This is a genomic window from Lelliottia nimipressuralis, assembly GCF_041464075.1.
Classification (GTDB): domain Bacteria; phylum Pseudomonadota; class Gammaproteobacteria; order Enterobacterales; family Enterobacteriaceae; genus Enterobacter; species Enterobacter nimipressuralis.
This window is the reverse complement of the sequence record NZ_CP167172.1, coordinates 4,083,527-4,103,670: the sequence shown is the minus strand read 5'-3', so window position 1 is coordinate 4,103,670 and position 20,144 is coordinate 4,083,527. Positions and strand designations below refer to the sequence as shown.

Below are 20,144 nucleotides of genomic sequence, written 5' to 3'. Positions count from 1 at the left end.
GAATTCATAAGAGAGCACATCATGGACAAATTTCGTGTACAGGGACCTACGCGTCTCCAGGGCGAAGTCACAATTTCCGGCGCGAAAAACGCTGCACTGCCGATCCTCTTCGCCGCACTGCTTGCGGAAGAGCCGGTAGAAATCCAGAACGTACCGAAACTGAAAGATATCGACACCACCATGAAGTTGCTCACTCAGCTGGGCACCAAAGTGGAGCGCAATGGTTCCGTGTGGATCGATGCCAGCAACGTCAATAACTTCTCCGCACCGTACGACCTGGTAAAAACCATGCGCGCATCCATCTGGGCGCTTGGCCCGCTGGTGGCACGTTTTGGTCAGGGCCAGGTTTCTCTGCCGGGCGGCTGTGCTATCGGTGCGCGTCCTGTCGACCTGCACATCTTTGGTCTGGAAAAACTGGGCGCAGAGATCAAGCTGGAAGAAGGTTACGTGAAAGCGTCTGTCAATGGCCGTCTGAAAGGCGCGCACATTGTGATGGATAAAGTGAGCGTTGGCGCGACCGTTACCATCATGTCTGCGGCGACGCTGGCTGAAGGGACCACGGTTATCGAAAACGCCGCGCGTGAGCCGGAAATCGTGGATACCGCGAACTTCCTCGTGGCGCTGGGTGCGAAGATCACCGGGCAGGGTACCGATCGCATTACCATCGAAGGCGTTGAGCGCCTGGGCGGCGGTGTGTACCGTGTTCTGCCAGACCGTATCGAGACCGGTACTTTCCTGGTTGCTGCTGCCATTTCTGGCGGCAAAATCATCTGCCGCAACGCGCAGCCGGATACGCTGGATGCGGTTCTGGCAAAACTGCGTGACGCGGGTGCGGATATCGAAATCGGGGAAGACTGGATCAGCCTGGATATGCACGGCAACCGTCCAAAAGCGGTGAACGTGCGTACGGCACCACACCCGGCTTTCCCGACGGATATGCAGGCGCAATTCACGCTGCTGAACCTGGTGGCGGAAGGGACTGGCTTCATCACTGAAACCATTTTCGAAAACCGCTTCATGCACGTACCGGAACTGATCCGTATGGGTGCACACGCAGAAATCGAGAGCAATACAGTCATCTGCCACGGTGTAGCAACGCTGTCTGGTGCGCAGGTAATGGCAACGGATTTACGTGCCTCTGCGAGCCTGGTGCTGGCGGGTTGTATTGCGGAAGGGACGACGATTGTGGATCGTATCTATCATATCGATCGCGGCTACGAGCGTATTGAAGACAAACTGCGCGCGCTGGGTGCAAATATCGAGCGTGTGAAGGGCGAGTAATCGTTCCCGCAGCCCCCTGCCAATATTGACCGGGGGGTTGCTGTTCCTGTCTGAGTCAAAGCGTCAGTTCTGGCGCTCTTTCCCCTCTGTCTTCTTGCGCATCATGCGTGTTCTGTCGATAAATTCGTGGGTAATGGGATCGTGATAGCGCGAGGGCCAGATAATCCAGGGCTGCGTTTCCAGCGCACTGGCAATGATCAACTCTCCCTTGGGCCACGGACGGGTTAACGCGTTAGCCAGCGTAGAAGAACTTAATCCACTTCGTCGCGATTCGGCGGCCAGCGATGTCCCTTTTTTGCGCAATGCGGCAATAATGTCGGCCGAATGCCAGTCGATAAATTTCTTATCCATATCCTGTCCTCTGGTTCAAATACGTCCACGTCATTTCGGCTGAACTGACATGGCGATTATACCGTTCTTCGAACGGTCGTTCTAAAAAGTTCGAATAACAGGATGCAACATTCAGAATATATCAAGGCTTTATACACACGGCATGTAAGCCGAATGTGTAACATTAGATTGGGTGTTTTGGGAACTTATTGAAACTCCCCGCGAATGCCGCGGGGAGAAAAAGGAACTTAACGATCGCGCTGAACGGCGATGTGTGCCAGCCCGATTAGCGCATCTCGCCATGGGCTGTCTGGGATAACCTGAATAGCGGCAATGGCTTTGTCGGCTTCTTCTTCTGCACGCTGACGCGTCCAGTCCAGCGATCCACAGATCGCCATTGTTTCCAGTACGGGTTCCAGAAGATGTCTGCCGTTTCCTTGCTCAATCGCTTCGCGGATAAGCTTTGCCTGCTCTGGCGTGCCGTTACGCATTGCGTGCAGCAGCGGCAGGGTCGGTTTACCTTCGTTCAGGTCGTCTCCGACGTTTTTGCCCAGCGTTTCGCCATCGGCGCTGTAGTCGAGCAGATCGTCAATCAGCTGGAACGCGGTACCCAGGTAGCGGCCATAATCCTGCAGACCCCGCTCCTGCGCCTCGGTGCAGCCCGCAAGAATACCGGAGCACTGAGCCGCAGCTTCAAACAGGCGCGCGGTTTTACTGTAGATGACGCGCATGTAGTTTTCTTCAGTGATGTCCGGGTCGTTGACGTTCATCAGCTGCAGCACCTCGCCTTCAGCGATGACGTTCACGGCTTCAGACATCACCTCCAGCACTTTGAGCGAGCCGAGACGCGTCATCATCTGGAAGGCGCGGGTATAGATAAAATCGCCGACCAGGACGCTGGCGGCGTTGCCAAAGGCGGCGTTCGCAGTGGCTTTACCGCGACGCATATCGGATTCATCCACCACATCATCATGCAGCAGCGTGGCAGTGTGGATAAACTCAATCAGGGCCGCGATATTGACGTGATCATTTCCCTGATAGCCAATGGCTCTCGCGGCAAGGATGGCGATCATCGGGCGGATACGTTTACCGCCGCCACTGACAATGTAATAACCCAACTGATTGATGAGTTGAACATCAGAGTTGAGTTGCTCCAGGATTGCTGCATTCACACCCGCCATATCTTGCGCGGTTAACTCGTTGATTTTTTCTAAATTCATCGCAAAAGCCGGGCTTCTTATTCTGTTTAGCGCATGACTACTGGGCTAATGAAGGTTTCGGTTTATCAATAGTATTGCTGATTGTACTGAAAAAACGGCTCAGATAAACGTTAGCGTACGCGTTGTGTTTTTTTTCTTCATGTATTGATGGTAGCACTTGTCAAAGGCTCGCGTTTTGCGTAATATTCGCGCCCTATTGTGAATATTTATAGCGCACTCTGAATCACACGAGGATGTGCGCGGAAGCGGAGTTCTATATGTACGCGGTTTTCCAAAGTGGTGGTAAACAACACCGAGTAAGCGAAGGTCAGACCATTCGCCTGGAAAAGCTGGACATCGCAACTGGCGAAGCTGTTGAGTTCGCTGAAGTTCTGATGATCGCAAACGGTGAAGAAGTCAAAATCGGCGTTCCTTTCGTTGATGGCGGCGTGATTAAAGCTGAAGTTGTTGCTCATGGTCGTGGCGAGAAAGTTAAAATCGTTAAGTTTCGTCGTCGTAAACACTACCGTAAGCAGCAGGGCCACCGTCAGTGGTTCACTGATGTGAAAATTACTGGCATCAGCGCCTAAGACCTGAGGAGAGATTTAAATGGCACATAAAAAGGCTGGCGGCTCAACTCGTAACGGTCGCGACTCAGAAGCTAAACGTCTTGGCGTTAAGCGTTTCGGTGGCGAATCTGTTCTGGCGGGTAGCATCATCGTTCGTCAACGTGGTACTAAATTCCACGCTGGCAACAACGTAGGTTGCGGTCGTGACCACACTCTGTTTGCTAAAGCAGACGGTAAAGTGAAATTTGAAGTTAAAGGCCCGAACAACCGTAAATACATCAGCATCGTTGCTGAGTAAGTTTTTCGTGGTCCGGTAACGGATTAAAGCCCCGCAACGTGTTGCGGGGCTTTTTACATTGAAAACCCGGAAAATTTCTGCAGGGAAAACCGGCATGAAACAGCAGGCTGGCATCGGCATTCTTCTGGCACTCACTACAGCGGTGTGCTGGGGGGCGTTGCCAATTGCAATGAAGCAGGTCCTGGAAGTGATGGAACCGCCGACAGTGGTGTTTTATCGCTTTCTGATGGCCAGTATCGGCCTTGGCGCGATTCTGGCGATAAAAGGCAAACTGCCGCCGCTGCGGATTTTCCGTAAACCACGCTGGCTGGTGCTTCTGGCTATTGCGACGGGCGGTCTGTTCGGTAACTTCATTCTGTTCAGCTCTTCCTTGCAGTATTTAAGTCCCACCGCGTCTCAGGTGATTGGTCAGCTTTCACCGGTTGGCATGATGGTGGCCAGCGTCTTTATCCTCAAGGAAAAGATGCGTGGCACACAGATCATCGGGGCAATCATGTTGCTGTGTGGTCTGGTGATGTTCTTTAACACCAGCCTGATTGAGATCTTTACCCGACTGACAGATTACACCTGGGGTGTGATTTTTGGCGTCGGGGCAGCAACGGTCTGGGTGAGCTACGGCGTCGCGCAAAAGGTGTTATTGCGCAGACTTGCCTCACAGCAGATCCTCTTTTTGCTGTACACTTTGTGTACGATAGCACTACTGCCATTGGCGAAACCGGGTGTGATTACTCAGTTAAGCGACTGGCAACTGGCGTGCCTCATTTTTTGTGGGCTTAACACGCTGGTCGGTTATGGCGCGCTGGCCGAAGCGATGGCGCGCTGGCAGGCAGCACAAGTGAGTGCCCTGATTACACTCACGCCGCTGTTTACGCTGTTATTTTCAGATTTGTTATCAATGGCCTGGCCCGATTTCTTCGTCAAACCGATGTTAAACCTGTTGGGGTATCTCGGTGCGTTTGTCGTGGTTGCGGGCGCGATGTATTCCGCCATTGGTCATCGTCTTTGGGGACGTTGGCGCAAAAGTGAAGCGGTTGTAGTTGTCCCCCGCTCAGGCGAATGATTTACGGAGAGTAAGATGAAGTTTGTTGATGAAGCAACGATCCTGGTTGTTGCAGGTGATGGCGGTAATGGTTGCGTTAGCTTCCGCCGTGAAAAATACATTCCTCGTGGCGGCCCTGACGGTGGCGACGGTGGAGATGGTGGTGACGTGTGGTTAGAGGCGGATGAAAACCTCAACACGCTTATCGACTACCGCTTTGAAAAATCTTTCCGCGCGGAGCGTGGGCAGAATGGTCAGAGCCGCGACTGTACCGGTAAACGCGGCAAAGACGTCACCATTAAAGTGCCTGTCGGTACGCGTGTTATCGATCAGGGTACGGGCGAAACCATGGGTGACATGACCAAACACGGTCAGCGTCTGATGGTGGCAAAAGGTGGCTGGCACGGTCTGGGTAACAGCCGTTTCAAATCGTCTGTGAACCGTACTCCGCGTCAAAAAACGATGGGTACGCCGGGCGATAAACGCGACCTACAGCTGGAACTGATGCTGCTGGCGGATGTGGGTATGTTGGGCATGCCAAACGCCGGTAAATCGACGTTCATTCGTGCAGTCTCTGCGGCGAAACCAAAAGTGGCGGATTATCCGTTTACGACGCTGGTACCAAGCCTCGGCGTTGTCCGTATGGATAACGAAAAGAGTTTTGTGGTCGCCGATATCCCAGGTCTGATTGCGGGGGCGGCTGAAGGCGCAGGCCTCGGTATTCGCTTCCTGAAACACCTTGAGCGTTGTCGTGTTCTGTTGCACCTCATCGATATCGATCCGATCGACGGTTCTGATCCGGTTGAGAATGCGCGTATCATCATCGGTGAGCTAGAGAAATACAGCGATAAGCTGGCCGCTAAACCGCGCTGGCTGGTCTTTAACAAGATCGACCTGATGGACAAAGCCGAAGCAGAAGCGAAAGCGAAAGCCATCGCTGAAGCAATGGGTTGGGAAGACAAATACTACCTGATCTCTGCGGCAAGCCAGATGGGCGTGAAAGATCTTTGCTGGGATGTGATGACGTTTATCATCGAAAACCCAGTTGCTCAGGCAGAAGAAGTGAAAGGGCCTGAGAAAGTTGAGTTTATGTGGGATGACTATCATCGCCAGCAGCTCGAAGAACAAGAAGTTGACGTCGAAGATGACGAAGACTGGGATGATGACTGGGACGAAGACGACGAAGAAGGTGTCGAATTCATCTACAAGCACTAATCCACTAAGAAGCCCCCTCTCGAAGGGGGCTTTTTTTTAGCTCAGAGTGGAGGGCAGCCAGCAACTGGCGATTAACCCGCCTTCAGGCGCATTCTCCAGCGTCAGATTGCCGCGATGCAACTGCACGATACGCTGGACAATACTCAGCCCCAGCCCACTGCCACCAAAACGTTGGTCGAGACGACGGAACGGCTCGGTAATCGAGTGGCGATGCGCCTCGTCAATGCCTGGCCCCTGATCGATGACGCTGACCTGGGTGCCCTCGTCGTGCTCCGTTAGCGTGACGGTGATAGTCGTACCCGCCGGGCTATAGCGCGCCGCATTCTCCAACAGGTTGCGCAGCATCAGTCTCAGAAGTACCGGATCGCCCTGAACGGTCAGAGAGCTTTGAAGCGGCCAAATGACGCTGTGCTCTTTCGCCTCATGCTCTAACGCCAGCGGCGCGATAATATGCTCACTCCAGTTGACCGTATCATAATGGCCGCTGGCCATTGCCTGCCCCGCTCGCGCCAGCATCAACAGCTGTTCGACGGTGTGCATCAGCTGATCGATGCGATGAATCAGCGTCGCAGCCTGTGGTGAGCCTGACTGAGACATGAGTTCCAGATGAAGCCGGATACCAGCGAGCGGTGTACGTAGCTCATGGGCCGCGTCAGCCGTGAATAAGCGCTCCTGCTTGATGGTGTGGTCCAGACGCGCAAGCAGCTGATTCAGCGACGTCGTCACCGCTCCAATCTCTTCCATATCGGAAAAAAGAGGCAGGGGAGTGAGATTATCCGCCGAGCGGTTGGCGAGACTGACACGCAGTTTATTTAGCGGGCGCGTTATCCAGGTGATGGCCCAGAAGGAGAAGAGCAGGGTAAAACCGACCATGACCAGCGAAGGCACCAGCAGCGAGGCTATGGCTTCGCGGATCTCCTTCTCGACATGTTGGTTACGCGATTTTGCCGACAGGGTTTCACTCACCAGAAAGCCAATTTGCTCGCGACTTTCATGCCACAGCCAAATCACGCTAATCAACTGGAAAAATAACAGAATGACCGCCAGCAAAACCATCAATCGCCGACGCATGCTGTTCATTTTTGACTCTCCAGGCGATAGCCCACGCCGCGAACGGTTTTGATGCGGTCTTTACCGAGCTTGCGCCGCAGATTGTGAATATGGACCTCAAGGGTGTTTGATCCCGGATCGTCCTGCCAGGAATAGATATCCTGCTGGAGAGTTTCGCGGTGCACGGTTTGTCCGGTGCGCATAATCAGCCGCGTGAGCAGAGCGAACTCTTTCGGAGTGACTTCGACCGCCTGCGAATGACGCATCACCTGCTGGGTTTGCAAATTCAGCGTCAGATCGCCATCTGTCACCAGATTGTCACTGTGCCCCTGATAGCGGCGAATCAGCGCCCGAACGCGAGCCTGTAGCTCTGCCAGGGCAAAGGGTTTCACCAGATAATCATCGGCGCCGGAGTCGAGGCCATTGATTCGGTCTGCGAGGGCATCGCGCGCTGTCAGGATCAGCACCGGATTATCAACGCCGCGGCGACGCCACTGGCTCAGCAACGTAGCGCCGTCTTTATCGGGCAGCCCTAAATCCAGGATCACCAGGCTGTACTCGCCGCTTTGAATCAGCGAGTCAGCTTCTGCCGCAGTGGCGGCACAATCAAGCGCATATCCTTCGTTGGCCAGCGCCAGCGCCAGACCTTCCTGTAATAACAGGTCGTCTTCAACAATGAGTAATTTCATCGCTAGTTATTCTGGTAGATGTCCTTGTAAAGCCTGCTTTCGAAACGCACCAGAGGGATACGGCGATTGCGCTGGTCGCTCGGTTCGACGGCATAGCCGGAAAGATACTGCACAAACGCCATGCGTTGCCCGCTGGCCGTGGTAATAAAGCCTGCCAGGTTATACACCCCTTGCAGTGAACCCGTTTTGGCGGAAACTTTGCCGTCTACGCCAGCAGCGTGCAGACCTGCACGGTACTGCAGAGATCCATCGTAACCCGCGAGAGGGAGCATCGAGATAAAGTTTAGCTCAGTGTCGTGCTGCGCAATGTACTGAAGAACCTGCATCATTGTTGCAGGTGAGATCAAATTATGGCGCGAAAGGCCGGAGCCATCGACCGCAATAGTGTTACCAAGATCGATCCCCGCCTGCTGGCGCAAGATCTGGCGAACGGCATCGGAACCTGCCCGCCATGTACCGGGAACGCCGAATCGGGCATGGCCGATCATGCGGAACACCGTATCGGCGATCATGTTGTCGGACTTTTTCAGCATAATCTTAAGCAGATCGTGCAGCGGCGCGGACTGTTTGCTGGCAATCACCGTGCCGGGTTCATTGGACTGCGTCTGGCGCAGCAGCGTCCCGGAATAGCTGATATTGGCCTGTTTCAGCTCATCTTTCAGAATGGCACCGGCGTAGCTGGCACCATCCTGAATAGCGAACGCCAGCGGCAGCGGGTCGGCACGCTGCGTCAGGCATCCGGTCAGGGTAAAGCGGTTCAGATCGCCGGGTACCACATCCAGCTCGCAATACTGTGCATCAGGCGAGCCTTTCGCCAGCGTGCGTACCTGGCTGAACATGGTGACGGGGTAGTAGGACGCCACGCGAATAAAGGCTAAATCATTGGCCTTAGGCGCGCTGTACAGCGAGACGGAGAAGCAGTTACGGTCGACGATTGCCGCAGATGGCGGGGCGCTAAAGCACTGAGTCATGTCGTTCCACGGCCAGCCGGGGGCTTTATCGTGACTGGCAAAAATGGAGGTGTCGATCAGCACGTTGCCGTCGATTTTCTGCACCCCTGACTTTTTCAGCACCGCGACCATATTGCGGATATCCTGGCGCTTAAATGTCGGATCGCCGCCAAAACGGGCGATTAAATCGCCTTTCAGGACGCCGTCATCCACGCTGCCTTTGCTTTCCAGCGTGGTGGTGAAGCGGAAATCGGGCCCCAGCTGCAAGAGTGCAGCCAGAGCTGTAATCACTTTCTGTGTACTGGCGGGGAGTGCCATTTGCTGGCTGTGATAGTCAATCTCCGGCGCCTGGGCACCCACTTTTTGCACCATCAGCGCAAGGTTAGCGCCAGCTGGGAGTTGATTAATATACTCATCCACATTCGCTGCCTGGACAGTGAACGCCACACTGGTAGTCAATCCGATGATAAATCTGGAAAATCGCATAATCTCGCGCTAACAACCCGTAAACAAACCGTCATACTACGGTGCAACGCCCTGTAAAGTAAACGATGACCCATAGTGAACTTCGCGGTAAAATGCGCATCAAATTGAAAAATTGCTGCTGACCTGGAACTTTGCTTCCGGGCAGTTTTCTTTTGCTCCCGACCTGTGACACGCTTTGACGCCTGCGAGGCCGGAAGTCGGAGTGAGTGAATCGCTCCCAACAGGAATGTTTAAGAGGTATAACAAATGCAAGCTATTCCGATGACCTTACGTGGTGCCGAAAAACTGCGCGAAGAACTGGATTTTCTGAAATCTGTTCGCCGTCCTGAAATCATCGCCGCAATCGCGGATGCGCGTGAGCATGGCGACCTGAAAGAGAACGCGGAGTATCACGCCGCGCGCGAACAGCAAGGCTTCTGTGAAGGCCGTATCAAAGATATTGAAGCGAAACTGTCGAATGCACAGGTGATCGATATCAGCAAAATCCCGAACAATGGCCGCGTGATTTTTGGTTCTACCGTGACGGTGCTGAACCTGGACAATGACGAAGAGCAGGCTTACCGCATTGTGGGCGATGACGAGGCGGACTTTAAACAGAACCTCATCTCCGTTAACTCGCCGATTGCCCGTGGTCTGATTGGCAAAGAGCAGGACGATGTGGTGGTTATCCGCACGCCTGGCGGCGAAGTGGAATACGAAATTATTAAGGTCGAGTACCTGTAATTCGCATCTCACCGCAGTTGTTGATACATTGTAAAGAAAGGAAAAAGGCCGCATAGCGGCCTTTTATCAACTCACGGAGCATGGCATTTTGCTCACCTGCTATTGGAAATCCCTCGTTTTACACTGAAAAAGTGTTCGATTCAGGATATTCTTAGCGTGGCAGCGAGATTTTACGCTCTTTAGACGGGCGGTAGAGCACCAGCGTTTTACCGATAACCTGTACATTACAGGCACCGGTATTGCGCACGATAGCTTCCACGATCAGGGTTTTCGTGTCTCTGTCTTCAGAGGCAATTTTCACCTTAATCAGCTCGTGGTGCTCCAGCGCTTGTTCGATCTCGGCAAGCACCCCTTCGGTCAAACCATTGTTGCCAAGCATGACTACAGGCTTGAGTGGATGTGCCAGACCTTTAAGGTGCTGTTTTTGTTTAGTACTCAGATTCATCGTATATTTTTGCTTACGTTGGGATTGAAAACGGTTCATTCTACCGCCATCTCCCTTATATCGCCAAATAGCTGCGTAGAAATTTACGTCAAAGGCAGGTTACGATGAACCAGGACGGAAAGTTAAATGACAGGTAAAAAGCGTTCTGCCAGCTCCAGCCGCTGGCTCCAGGAACACTTTAGCGATAAATATGTTCTTCAGGCACAGAAAAAGGGGTTACGTTCCCGTGCCTGGTTTAAACTTGATGAAATACAGCAAAGTGACAAACTCTTTAAACCGGGAATGACGATTGTTGACCTCGGTGCGGCACCTGGCGGATGGTCACAGTACGCTGTGACACAAATTGGTGGCCAGGGGCGAATCATCGCATGCGATCTTTTACCAATGGATCCGATTGTCGGTGTTGACTTCCTTCAGGGCGATTTTCGTGATGAATTAGTCCTGAAAGCATTACTCGAACGTGTAGGTGACAGTAAAGTTCAGGTTGTCATGTCTGATATGGCGCCAAATATGTGCGGAACACCAGCGGTGGATATTCCCCGTTCCATGTATCTGGTTGAACTTGCGTTAGAAATGTGTCGTGATGTTCTAGCGCCTGGTGGTAGTTTTGTAGTGAAGGTGTTCCAGGGCGAAGGTTTCGAGGAGTATCTTAAGGAAATTCGCTCCCTGTTTGCGAAGGTGAAAGTTCGTAAGCCGGACTCTTCCCGTGCTCGTTCACGTGAAGTGTATATTGTAGCGACCGGGCGGAAATGATAACCGGCTGACTTCGGACGAACGTTCGAAAGACACTGGATAGAGAGTCTCCTGACGCTGTTTTTAACACAGTTGTAATATGAGGTTAATCCCTTGAGTGACATGGCGAAAAACCTAATACTCTGGCTGGTCATTGCCGTTGTGCTGATGTCAGTGTTCCAGAGCTTTGGGCCCAGCGAGTCGAATGGCCGCAAGGTGGATTATTCTACCTTCCTGCAAGAGGTCAATCAGGACCAGGTTCGCGAAGCGCGTATCAACGGACGTGAGATCAACGTTACCAAGAAAGATAGTAACCGTTACACGACTTACATCCCGGTGAACGATCCTAAGCTGCTTGATAACCTTCTGACTAAAAACGTCAAGGTGGTAGGTGAGCCGCCTGAAGAGCCAAGCCTGCTGGCTTCTATCTTCATTTCCTGGTTCCCGATGCTTCTGCTTATCGGTGTCTGGATCTTCTTCATGCGCCAAATGCAGGGCGGCGGTGGCAAAGGTGCCATGTCGTTCGGTAAGAGCAAAGCGCGTATGCTGACGGAAGATCAGATCAAGACCACGTTTGCCGACGTCGCAGGTTGTGACGAAGCAAAAGAAGAAGTGGCGGAACTGGTTGAATACCTGCGTGAGCCGAGCCGTTTCCAGAAACTGGGCGGTAAGATCCCGAAAGGCGTTCTGATGGTTGGTCCTCCGGGTACCGGTAAAACCCTGCTGGCGAAAGCCATTGCGGGTGAAGCGAAAGTCCCGTTCTTTACCATTTCAGGTTCTGACTTCGTTGAAATGTTCGTGGGTGTTGGTGCATCTCGTGTGCGTGACATGTTCGAGCAGGCCAAGAAGGCAGCACCGTGCATTATCTTCATCGATGAAATCGATGCCGTAGGCCGCCAGCGTGGCGCGGGTCTGGGCGGCGGTCACGATGAACGTGAACAGACTCTGAACCAGATGCTGGTTGAGATGGACGGCTTCGAAGGTAACGAAGGTATCATCGTTATCGCGGCGACTAACCGTCCAGACGTACTTGACCCTGCGCTGCTGCGTCCAGGCCGTTTCGACCGTCAGGTTGTGGTCGGTCTGCCAGATGTTCGTGGTCGTGAACAGATCCTTAAAGTCCACATGCGTCGCGTACCGCTGTCTCCGGACATCGATGCGGCAATCATCGCACGTGGTACGCCGGGCTTCTCCGGTGCTGACCTGGCAAACCTGGTCAACGAAGCAGCGCTGTTTGCCGCTCGCGGTAACAAACGCGTCGTGTCGATGGTGGAGTTCGAGAAAGCGAAAGATAAAATCATGATGGGTGCGGAACGTCGCTCCATGGTGATGACTGAAGCGCAGAAAGAGTCCACGGCATACCACGAAGCGGGCCATGCGATTATTGGTCGTCTGGTACCGGAACACGATCCGGTGCATAAAGTGACCATTATCCCGCGCGGTCGCGCACTGGGTGTGACCTTCTTCCTGCCGGAAGGCGATGCGATTAGCGCCAGCCGTCAGAAGCTGGAAAGCCAAATTTCGACCCTGTACGGCGGTCGTCTGGCTGAAGAGATTATCTACGGTGTGGAGCATGTTTCTACCGGTGCGTCTAACGACATCAAAGTCGCGACTAACCTGGCACGTAACATGGTTACTCAGTGGGGCTTCTCCGACAAACTCGGTCCGCTGCTGTACGCGGAAGAGGAAGGCGAAGTGTTCCTGGGCCGCTCTGTAGCGAAAGCGAAACACATGTCCGATGAAACCGCGCGTATCATCGATCAGGAAGTGAAGGCGCTGGTTGAACGCAACTATGGCCGCGCACGTGAAATCCTGAATGACAACCTGGACATTCTGCACTCAATGAAAGATGCGCTCATGAAATATGAGACCATTGATGCTCCGCAGATTGACGACCTGATGGCTCGCCGCGAAGTGCGTCCGCCAGCAGGCTGGGAAGATCCAGGCGCTTCCAATAATTCTGACAACAATGGCACCCCGCGTGCACCGCGTCCGGTCGATGAACCGCGTACGCCAAATCCGGGCAATACCATGTCAGAACAGTTAGGCGACAAATAAGTCACCGCTGAAGATGTATTTATCTTCACCTGAAACCCTGGAGCTTGCTCCGGGGTTTTTCTTATCTGCATAACTCAAAATACCAGGGATTTAGCCATGAAACTTTTCGCCCAGGACACGACTCTCGATCTCTCACATCCCCATGTGATGGGCATCCTGAACGTTACCCCTGACTCCTTTTCCGACGGCGGCACGCATAACACGCTGATTGACGCGGTGAAGCATGCCAATCTGATGATCAATGCAGGCGCAACGATTATTGATATCGGCGGCGAATCGACGCGCCCCGGTGCGGCGGACGTGAGTGTGGAAGAAGAGTTATCACGCGTGATCCCGGTGGTTGAGGCTATCGCCCAGCGCTTTGAAGTCTGGATCTCCGTCGACACTTCTAAGCCGGAAGTTATTCGTGAATCGGCGAGAGTGGGTGCTCACATCATTAATGATATTCGCTCTCTGTCTGAACCTGGTGCCCTTGAGGCTGCCGCAGAGACCGGTTTGCCGGTCTGCCTGATGCACATGCAGGGGCAGCCAAAAACGATGCAGGAAGCTCCAAAATATTCTGATGTGTTCGCGGACGTGAATCGCTACTTTATTGAGCAAATCGCGCGCTGTGAGCGTGCCGGTATCGCAAAAGAGAAATTGCTGCTCGACCCGGGATTCGGTTTCGGTAAAAATCTCTCCCATAACTATGAGCTGCTTGCACGCTTATCGGAATTTCACCATTTTGGCTTGCCGTTGCTGGTCGGGATGTCGCGAAAAACCATGGTCGGGCAATTGCTGAATGTTGGCCCGAGCGAACGTCTGAGCGGCAGCCTTGCCTGCGCGGTGATCGCGGCTATGCAAGGTGCTCACATTATTCGCGTCCATGACGTCAAAGAGACAGTAGAAGCTATGCGTGTGGTTGAAGCCACATTGTCAGCGAAGGAAAACAAACGCTATGAGTAATCGTAAATATTTTGGCACCGATGGTATCCGTGGGCGCGTGGGTGATGCACCTATTACTCCTGAATTTGTGCTTAAGTTGGGTTGGGCGGCAGGTAAGGTACTGGCGCGTCATGGCTCGCGTAAGATCATCATCGGTAAGGACACCCGTATCTCTGGCTATATGCTGGAGTCGGCATTAGAGGCGGGGCTTTCAGCCGCCGGGCTTTCCGCTTCCTTTACCGGTCCAATGCCAACCCCTGCGGTGGCTTATCTGACGCGCACCTTCCGCGCTGAAGCCGGTATTGTGATTTCAGCTTCCCATAACCCGTTCTACGACAACGGCATCAAATTCTTCTCCATCGATGGCACCAAACTGCCGGATGAAGTCGAAGAGGCCATCGAAGCAGAAATGGAAAAAGAGCTGACCTGCGTTGACTCTTCTGAGCTGGGCAAAGCCAGCCGTATTGTGGATGCAGCGGGCCGTTACATCGAATTCTGTAAAGGCACCTTCCCGAACGAACTGAGCCTGAGTCATCTCAAAATTGTGGTCGATTGTGCCAATGGCGCGACCTACCACATTGCGCCAAACGTGTTCCGTGAACTCGGCGCTAAAGTGATTGCCATCGGCTGTGAGCCAGACGGCGTCAACATTAACGAAGAAGTGGGCGCCACTGACGTGCGCGCGCTGCAGGCCCGCGTTCTGGCTGAAAAAGCCGACCTGGGGATTGCGTTCGACGGTGATGGCGATCGCGTCATCATGGTTGATCACGAAGGCAATAAGGTCGATGGCGATCAGATCCTCTATATCATCGCCCGTGAAGGACTGCGTCAGGGCCAGCTTCGCGGTGGCGCGGTAGGTACGCTGATGAGCAACATGGGTCTTGAGCTGGCGCTGAAGCAGCTGGGTATTCCATTTGCGCGTGCTAAAGTGGGCGACCGCTATGTGCTGGAAAAATTGCAGGAAAAAGGCTGGCGCATTGGGGCTGAAAACTCCGGTCACGTGATCCTGCTCGATAAAACCACTACGGGTGATGGTATCGTCGCCAGTCTGCAGGTGGTTGCCGCGATGGTGCGCAACCATATGAGTCTGCACGATCTCTGCACCGGCATGAAAATGTTCCCGCAGATTCTGGTGAATGTTCGCTTTACCGCGGGTAAAGGCGATCCGCTGGAAAATGAGAACGTGAAAACGGTGATGGCGGAAGTCGAAGCTGCCCTCGGAAATCGTGGCCGCGTGCTGCTGCGTAAATCCGGAACTGAGCCGCTTATTCGCGTGATGGTCGAAGGTGAAGACGAGCAGCAGGTTACTGAGTTTGCTCATCGAATCGCCGATGCGGTGAAAGCTGCATAACTTTATACAGTAAGTGTTTAAAAAGGCGACGCTTGTCGCCTTTATTTTGCCCGACAGATGCGCTTTTGCTGTTTTTTTCCGCAGTTGATACAATGCGCTGAAATTGCCCTTGCGAAGGTCATTCGCTTTGGTTAGTATTCACACCCGCTTCAGTGGGAAACACAATTCCTGCTAAATTGGTCGAAGCATTGGTATGCGGCAACTCCGCAAGGAACAGGTTGATTATGTACGAAGCTCTTTTAGTTGTTTTCCTTATTGTAGCCATCGCTCTTGTAGCGCTGATCATGCTGCAGCAAGGTAAAGGCGCTGATATGGGAGCCTCCTTCGGAGCAGGCGCTTCCGGTACGCTGTTTGGTTCAAGTGGTTCTGCGAACTTCATGACCCGTACAACGGCTATTCTGGCTACGCTGTTCTTCATCATCAGTCTGGCGCTTGGCAATATCAATAGCAACAAGACCACAAAAGGAAGCGAGTGGGACAATCTGAGTGCTCCGTCTAAAACTGAGCAGACTCAGCCAGCTGAACCGGCTAAGCCGACCAGCGATATCCCGCACTAAGTACTCAGTACCGAGGTGGTGGAATTGGTAGACACGCTACCTTGAGGTGGTAGTGCCCTAACGGGCTTGTGGGTTCGAGTCCCATCCTCGGTACCAATATTCCAGAAAAAAGACGTCGAAAGACGTCTTTTTTTTCGTCTGTATCTTTTGAGTCCCAGTTTTCACAGGCCCGGTAAGCGTAGTAGTACCACCGGACAAAACGGGCATATAGCAGTGCGCTTACCCGCCCGACAAAAGAATATCAGGCCAACAAAAAAGGCGCCCTCAGGCGCCTTTTGCATGTCTTTATTAAGAATTACTTCTTGTCGCTGTGTTCCAGATTCTCAACCTGCGGCAGACCATTGCCGGAAGAGGCAGAGAGCAGACCGGTTTCGATGTAGTTGAACAGCTTCTCACGGGTGTCGGTGATATCCAGGTTACGCATGGTTAACTGACCGATACGATCGTCCGGGGAGAACACGGAATCACCTTTCTCCATCGTCAGACGCTCTGCTTTATAGGTCAGGTTGTCAGACACGGTGTTCAGGATGGAGTAATCGTTACCGCGACGCAGCTCCAGAGTCACTTCACCGGTGATAGCGCTTGCAACCCAACGCTGCAGAGCATCACGCAGCATCAGTGCCTGTGGATCAAACCAGCGGCCCTGGTACAGCAGTTTACCCAGTTGACGACCGTGGGAGTGATACTGCTCAATGGTGTCTTCGTTGTGAATACCGGTCAGCAGACGCTCGTAAGCAATGTGCAGCAGTGCCATCCCCGGGGCTTCATAGATGCCACGGCTCTTCGCTTCGATAATACGGTTTTCAATCTGATCGCTCATGCCTAACCCGTGGCGACCACCGATGCGGTTTGCTTCCAGCATCAGCTCGACGTCATCAGCGAACGTTTGACCATTCAGGGCAACCGGGTGGCCACGCTCAAAACGTACCGTTACTTCTTCAGCCTGGATTTTGACGTTTTCGTCCCAGAACTTCACGCCCATGATCGGGTTAACGATCTTCACGCTGGAGTTCAGAAATTCCAGGTCTTTCGCTTCGTGCGTCGCACCCAGCATATTGGAGTCAGTGGAGTAGGCTTTCTCAACTGACATTTTGTAGTCGAAGCCGCAGGCGATCATGAATTCGGACATCTCATGGCGGCCGCCCAGCTCGTCAATAAAGTCGGTATCCAGCCACGGTTTATAAATCTGCAGTTCGGCGTTTGTCAGCAGACCATAACGATAGAAACGCTCAATGTCGTTGCCTTTATAGGTGCTACCATCGCCCCAGATGTTCACGCCATCGTCTTTCATGGCGGCAACCAGCATCGTGCCCGTCACCGCACGACCCAGCGGTGTGGTGTTGAAATAGGTCAGACCGCCCGTGGTGTTATGGAATGCGCCGCACTGAATCGCAGCGATGCCTTCCGCAACCAGCTGCTTACGGCAGTCAATCAGACGTGCGTTCTCTGCGCCATATTCCATGGCACGACGAGGGATCGCATCATAATCTTCCTCATCCGGCTGACCCAGGTTCGCAGTATAAGCATAAGGAACCGCTCCCTTTTGGCGCATCCACAGCAGTGCAGCGCTGGTATCCAGGCCGCCAGAAAAAGCGATGCCAATACGTTGTCCTACCGGAAGATGCTTGAGAATCGTCGTCATAAAATAAAACCCTGCTTGATTGACTGATTAGAGACCGCTTTCGCTCTCATTGCATGTTTATGCAAAATAAGTGAGTTTTCATTTAATCATCTTTTGTCGATGACCGGAAGAGATTCGTGCATTTTTTGTGAAAAATCCTGTGCTGCTGCCTGTTGCGAGGGAAACAGGAAAAAAGACACAAGCCTTTAACGTTATTCAGCGTAGCGCATGGAAACCAGAGTTGACAGCGGAATGCTCTAACCAATATAATGCATGCAGATTTTACGTCCCGTCCTCGGTACCAAATCCCAGCATTATTTGCATTTTTTACCCAAAACGAGTAAAATTTGCCACGTTTCAGGCGCGGGGTGGAGCAGCCTGGTAGCTCGTCGGGCTCATAACCCGAAGGTCGTCGGTTCAAATCCGGCCCCCGCAACCACTTTCCTATAAAGTTCTTTTTCAAATATACTGTGAAGACTCAGAGCCTTCGTAGCTGGATTTGAAAAAATTCTTTCAGAAAGTGCTCCAGGCCGCAGTTGCGGCTATAGGGTTCAGTTATCTAAAGCCCCGATTTATCGGGGTTTTTTGTTATCTGACTACAGAATAACTGGGCTTTAGGCCCTTTTTTTATGTCTTGGGGGTGGGCTTGTCCACATTAGAGCAAAAATTAACAGAGATGATTAAGGCACCAGTCGAAGCACTGGGCTACGAACTGGTCGGCATCGAATTTATTCGCAGCCGCACATCCACGCTGCGCATCTATATTGATAGTGAAGATGGCATCAATGTTGATGATTGTGCTGATGTCAGCCACCAGGTTAGTGCAGTTCTTGACGTTGAAGATCCTATTACTGTTGCCTATAACCTGGAAGTTTCCTCGCCTGGTCTCCACCGTCCGATGTTCACCGCTGAGCACTACACGCGGTATCTCGGTGAAGAAGTGACTGTCGTTCTGCGTATGGCTGTGCAAAACCGCCGTAAATGGCAGGGCATTATTAAGGCCGTTGATGGTGAGATGATCACGGTGACAGTCGAAGGCAAAGATGAAGTGTTCGCGCTGAGTAATATCCAGAAGGCGAACCTGGTTCCCCACTTTTAACAGTCTGGATTGAGGTGAAAAGCCCGCGATGAACAAAGAAATTTTGGCTGTTGTTGAAGCCGTCTCTAACGAGAAATCACTGCCGCGTGAGAAGATTTTCGAAGCGCTGGAAAGTGCACTGGCTACAGCAACCAAGAAAAAATACGAACAAGAGATCGATGTTCGCGTAGAAATCGATCGTAAAAGTGGTGACTTCGATACCTTCCGCCGTTGGGTGATCGTGGAAGAAGTGACTCAACCAACCAAAGAAATCACGCTTGAAGCGGCTCGTTACGAAGACGAAAGCTTCAACGTTGGCGAATATGTTGAAGATCAGATCGAATCTGTCACCTTCGACCGTATCACCACCCAGACCGCTAAGCAGGTTATCGTACAGAAAGTACGTGAAGCTGAGCGCGCGATGGTGGTTGATCAGTTCCGCGAACACGAAGGTGAAATCATCACCGGTGTGGTGAAGAAAGTGAACCGTGACAACATCTCTCTGGATCTGGGCAGCAACGCTGAAGCCGTGATCCTGCGTGAAGACATGTTGCCGCGTGAGAACTTCCGTCCAGGCGACCGTATCCGCGGCGTTCTGTACGCAGTGCGTCCGGAAGCGCGTGGTGCGCAGCTCTTCGTCACTCGCTCTAAGCCAGAAATGCTGATCGAACTGTTCCGCATTGAGGTGCCAGAAATCGGTGAAGAAGTTATCGAGATCAAAGCAGCGGCCCGCGATCCGGGTTCTCGCGCTAAGATCGCGGTAAAAACCAACGATAAGCGTATCGACCCGGTCGGTGCTTGCGTTGGTATGCGTGGCGCACGTGTCCAGGCTGTTTCTACTGAACTGGGCGGCGAGCGCATTGATATCGTGCTTTGGGACGACAACCCGGCACAATTCGTGATTAACGCTATGGCTCCGGCTGACGTGTCTTCTATCGTTGTCGACGAAGACAAGCACACCATGGATATCGCCGTTGAAGCAGGTAACCTGGCACAGGCTATCGGTCGTAACGGTCAGAACGTCCGTCTGGCGTCTCAACTGAGCGGCTGGGATCTGAACGTAATGACGGTTGATGACCTGCAGGCTAAGCATCAGGCTGAAGCCCATGCAGCGATCGATAACTTTACCAAGTACCTGGACATCGACGAAGATTTCGCCACTGTCCTGGTCGAAGAAGGTTTCTCTTCGCTTGAAGAACTGGCCTATGTGCCAATTAAAGAACTGCTGGAAATTGACGGCCTGGATGAAGCAACCGTTGAAGCCCTGCGTGAACGCGCTAAAAACGCACTGACCACCCTGGCGCTGGCTCAGGAAGAAAGCCTTGGTGATAACAAGCCGGCTGATGACCTGCTGAATCTGGAAGGTCTTGATCGTGCGATTGCGTTCAAGCTGGCTGCCCGTGGTGTTTGTACGCTGGAAGATCTCGCTGAGCAAGGCGTTGATGACCTGGCTGATATCGAAGGTTTAACCGACGAGAAAGCCGGCGAACTCATCATGGCCGCACGTAATATTTGCTGGTTCGGCGACGAAGCGTAATAAACTGTAGCA

The 20,144-nt window shown here is 52.8% G+C and carries 20 protein-coding genes and 2 tRNA genes; 15 read left to right on the top strand and 7 right to left on the bottom strand.

Annotation, left to right across the window (positions count from 1 at the left end; all coding sequences use genetic code 11):
- The first annotated feature begins 21 nt into the window (after positions 1 to 21).
- The gene (murA, locus tag ACB496_RS19660) at positions 22 to 1,281 is read left to right on the top strand and encodes a UDP-N-acetylglucosamine 1-carboxyvinyltransferase (protein WP_100778738.1); all 1,260 of its coding nucleotides are present in this window, start codon (positions 22 to 24) and stop codon (positions 1,279 to 1,281) included.
- Between the two features lie 63 nt (positions 1,282 to 1,344).
- Here the strand turns inward: murA and sfsB are convergent, their stop codons facing one another.
- Together sfsB and ispB are read right to left on the bottom strand one after the other, a co-directional pair.
- The gene (gene sfsB / locus ACB496_RS19655) at positions 1,345 to 1,632 is read right to left on the bottom strand and encodes a DNA-binding transcriptional regulator SfsB (protein WP_100778739.1); all 288 of its coding nucleotides are present in this window, start codon (positions 1,630 to 1,632) and stop codon (positions 1,345 to 1,347) included.
- A 227-nt stretch (positions 1,633 to 1,859) separates the two neighbouring features.
- A complete protein-coding gene (ispB, locus tag ACB496_RS19650) occupies positions 1,860 to 2,831 on the bottom strand; it encodes an octaprenyl diphosphate synthase (protein ID WP_102105489.1) in 972 nt (323 codons plus the stop codon).
- A gap of 257 nt (positions 2,832 to 3,088) precedes the next feature.
- Between ispB and rplU the strand changes: the two genes are divergently transcribed.
- The 4 genes from rplU to cgtA all read left to right on the top strand — a co-directional run bounded on the left by rplU (position 3,089) and on the right by cgtA (position 5,931).
- The gene (gene rplU, locus ACB496_RS19645) at positions 3,089 to 3,400 is read left to right on the top strand and encodes a 50S ribosomal protein L21 (RefSeq protein ID WP_095284390.1); all 312 of its coding nucleotides are present in this window, start codon (positions 3,089 to 3,091) and stop codon (positions 3,398 to 3,400) included.
- 19 nt (positions 3,401 to 3,419) lie between these two features.
- The gene (rpmA, locus tag ACB496_RS19640; protein ID WP_004385076.1) at positions 3,420 to 3,677 is read left to right on the top strand and encodes a 50S ribosomal protein L27; all 258 of its coding nucleotides are present in this window, start codon (positions 3,420 to 3,422) and stop codon (positions 3,675 to 3,677) included.
- Between the two features lie 94 nt (positions 3,678 to 3,771).
- Positions 3,772 to 4,737, top strand: a complete 966-nt coding sequence (locus ACB496_RS19635) for a DMT family transporter (protein ID WP_100778741.1) — start codon at positions 3,772 to 3,774, stop codon at positions 4,735 to 4,737.
- A gap of 15 nt (positions 4,738 to 4,752) precedes the next feature.
- Positions 4,753 to 5,931 carry an Obg family GTPase CgtA gene (gene cgtA / locus ACB496_RS19630; protein WP_100778742.1) on the top strand — a complete coding sequence of 393 codons (1,179 nt, stop codon included), beginning with the start codon at positions 4,753 to 4,755 and terminating at the stop codon, positions 5,929 to 5,931.
- 36 nt (positions 5,932 to 5,967) lie between these two features.
- Here the strand turns inward: cgtA and pmrB are convergent, their stop codons facing one another.
- Genes pmrB through dacB form a run of 3 tightly spaced genes read right to left on the bottom strand, consistent with a single transcriptional unit; the run spans position 5,968 to position 9,106 of the window.
- Entirely contained in the window at positions 5,968 to 7,011 is a 1,044-nt protein-coding gene (gene pmrB / locus ACB496_RS19625; RefSeq protein ID WP_371973316.1) for a two-component system sensor histidine kinase PmrB, read from the bottom strand.
- Positions 7,008 to 7,670, bottom strand: coding sequence for a two-component system response regulator PmrA (gene pmrA, locus ACB496_RS19620; RefSeq protein WP_100778744.1), 663 nt, complete (start codon positions 7,668 to 7,670; stop codon positions 7,008 to 7,010). Before pmrA ends, pmrB begins: the two co-directional genes overlap by 4 nt.
- A 2-nt stretch (positions 7,671 to 7,672) precedes the next feature.
- Positions 7,673 to 9,106, bottom strand: a complete 1,434-nt coding sequence (gene dacB, locus ACB496_RS19615) for a serine-type D-Ala-D-Ala carboxypeptidase (protein WP_100778745.1) — start codon at positions 9,104 to 9,106, stop codon at positions 7,673 to 7,675.
- A gap of 246 nt (positions 9,107 to 9,352) precedes the next feature.
- Between dacB and greA the strand changes: the two genes are divergently transcribed.
- Positions 9,353 to 9,829 carry a transcription elongation factor GreA gene (gene greA, locus ACB496_RS19610; RefSeq protein ID WP_100778746.1) on the top strand — a complete coding sequence of 159 codons (477 nt, stop codon included), beginning with the start codon at positions 9,353 to 9,355 and terminating at the stop codon, positions 9,827 to 9,829.
- 151 nt (positions 9,830 to 9,980) lie between these two features.
- Here greA and yhbY read toward each other — a convergent pair whose 3' ends face one another.
- Positions 9,981 to 10,274, bottom strand: coding sequence for a ribosome assembly RNA-binding protein YhbY (gene yhbY / locus ACB496_RS19605; RefSeq protein ID WP_095283563.1), 294 nt, complete (start codon positions 10,272 to 10,274; stop codon positions 9,981 to 9,983).
- Positions 10,275 to 10,400: 126 nt separating this feature from the next.
- Here yhbY and rlmE point away from each other — a divergent pair, with 126 nt between their 5' ends.
- From rlmE to ACB496_RS19575, 6 genes are all read left to right on the top strand, one after another.
- Positions 10,401 to 11,027, top strand: a complete 627-nt coding sequence (gene rlmE / locus ACB496_RS19600) for a 23S rRNA (uridine(2552)-2'-O)-methyltransferase RlmE (protein WP_100778747.1) — start codon at positions 10,401 to 10,403, stop codon at positions 11,025 to 11,027.
- A 102-nt stretch (positions 11,028 to 11,129) separates the two neighbouring features.
- Positions 11,130 to 13,064, top strand: a complete 1,935-nt coding sequence (ftsH, locus tag ACB496_RS19595; RefSeq protein WP_100778748.1) for an ATP-dependent zinc metalloprotease FtsH — start codon at positions 11,130 to 11,132, stop codon at positions 13,062 to 13,064.
- Between the two features lie 96 nt (positions 13,065 to 13,160).
- On the top strand, positions 13,161 to 14,009 hold the full coding sequence (gene folP / locus ACB496_RS19590; RefSeq protein ID WP_100778749.1) for a dihydropteroate synthase: 849 nt from the start codon (positions 13,161 to 13,163) through the stop codon (positions 14,007 to 14,009).
- Positions 14,002 to 15,339 carry a phosphoglucosamine mutase gene (gene glmM / locus ACB496_RS19585; protein ID WP_100778750.1) on the top strand — a complete coding sequence of 446 codons (1,338 nt, stop codon included), beginning with the start codon at positions 14,002 to 14,004 and terminating at the stop codon, positions 15,337 to 15,339. The genes folP and glmM overlap by 8 nt, the downstream gene beginning before the upstream one ends.
- A 224-nt stretch (positions 15,340 to 15,563) precedes the next feature.
- Entirely contained in the window at positions 15,564 to 15,896 is a 333-nt protein-coding gene (secG, locus tag ACB496_RS19580; protein WP_100778751.1) for a preprotein translocase subunit SecG, read from the top strand.
- Positions 15,897 to 15,905: 9 nt separating this feature from the next.
- A tRNA-Leu gene (locus tag ACB496_RS19575) sits at positions 15,906 to 15,992 on the top strand.
- Positions 15,993 to 16,191: 199 nt separating this feature from the next.
- On the opposite strand, the gene argG is transcribed toward ACB496_RS19575, so the two are convergent.
- The gene (argG, locus tag ACB496_RS19570) at positions 16,192 to 17,538 is read right to left on the bottom strand and encodes an argininosuccinate synthase (protein WP_100778752.1); all 1,347 of its coding nucleotides are present in this window, start codon (positions 17,536 to 17,538) and stop codon (positions 16,192 to 16,194) included.
- Between the two features lie 341 nt (positions 17,539 to 17,879).
- Between argG and ACB496_RS19565 the strand changes: the two genes are divergently transcribed.
- The 3 genes from ACB496_RS19565 to nusA all read left to right on the top strand — a co-directional run bounded on the left by ACB496_RS19565 (position 17,880) and on the right by nusA (position 20,132).
- A tRNA-Met gene (locus ACB496_RS19565) sits at positions 17,880 to 17,956 on the top strand.
- Between the two features lie 207 nt (positions 17,957 to 18,163).
- On the top strand, positions 18,164 to 18,616 hold the full coding sequence (gene rimP / locus ACB496_RS19560; RefSeq protein ID WP_142503648.1) for a ribosome maturation factor RimP: 453 nt from the start codon (positions 18,164 to 18,166) through the stop codon (positions 18,614 to 18,616).
- Positions 18,617 to 18,644: 28 nt separating this feature from the next.
- Positions 18,645 to 20,132, top strand: coding sequence for a transcription termination factor NusA (gene nusA / locus ACB496_RS19555; protein WP_100778754.1), 1,488 nt, complete (start codon positions 18,645 to 18,647; stop codon positions 20,130 to 20,132).
- Positions 20,133 to 20,144: the final 12 nt, after the last annotated feature.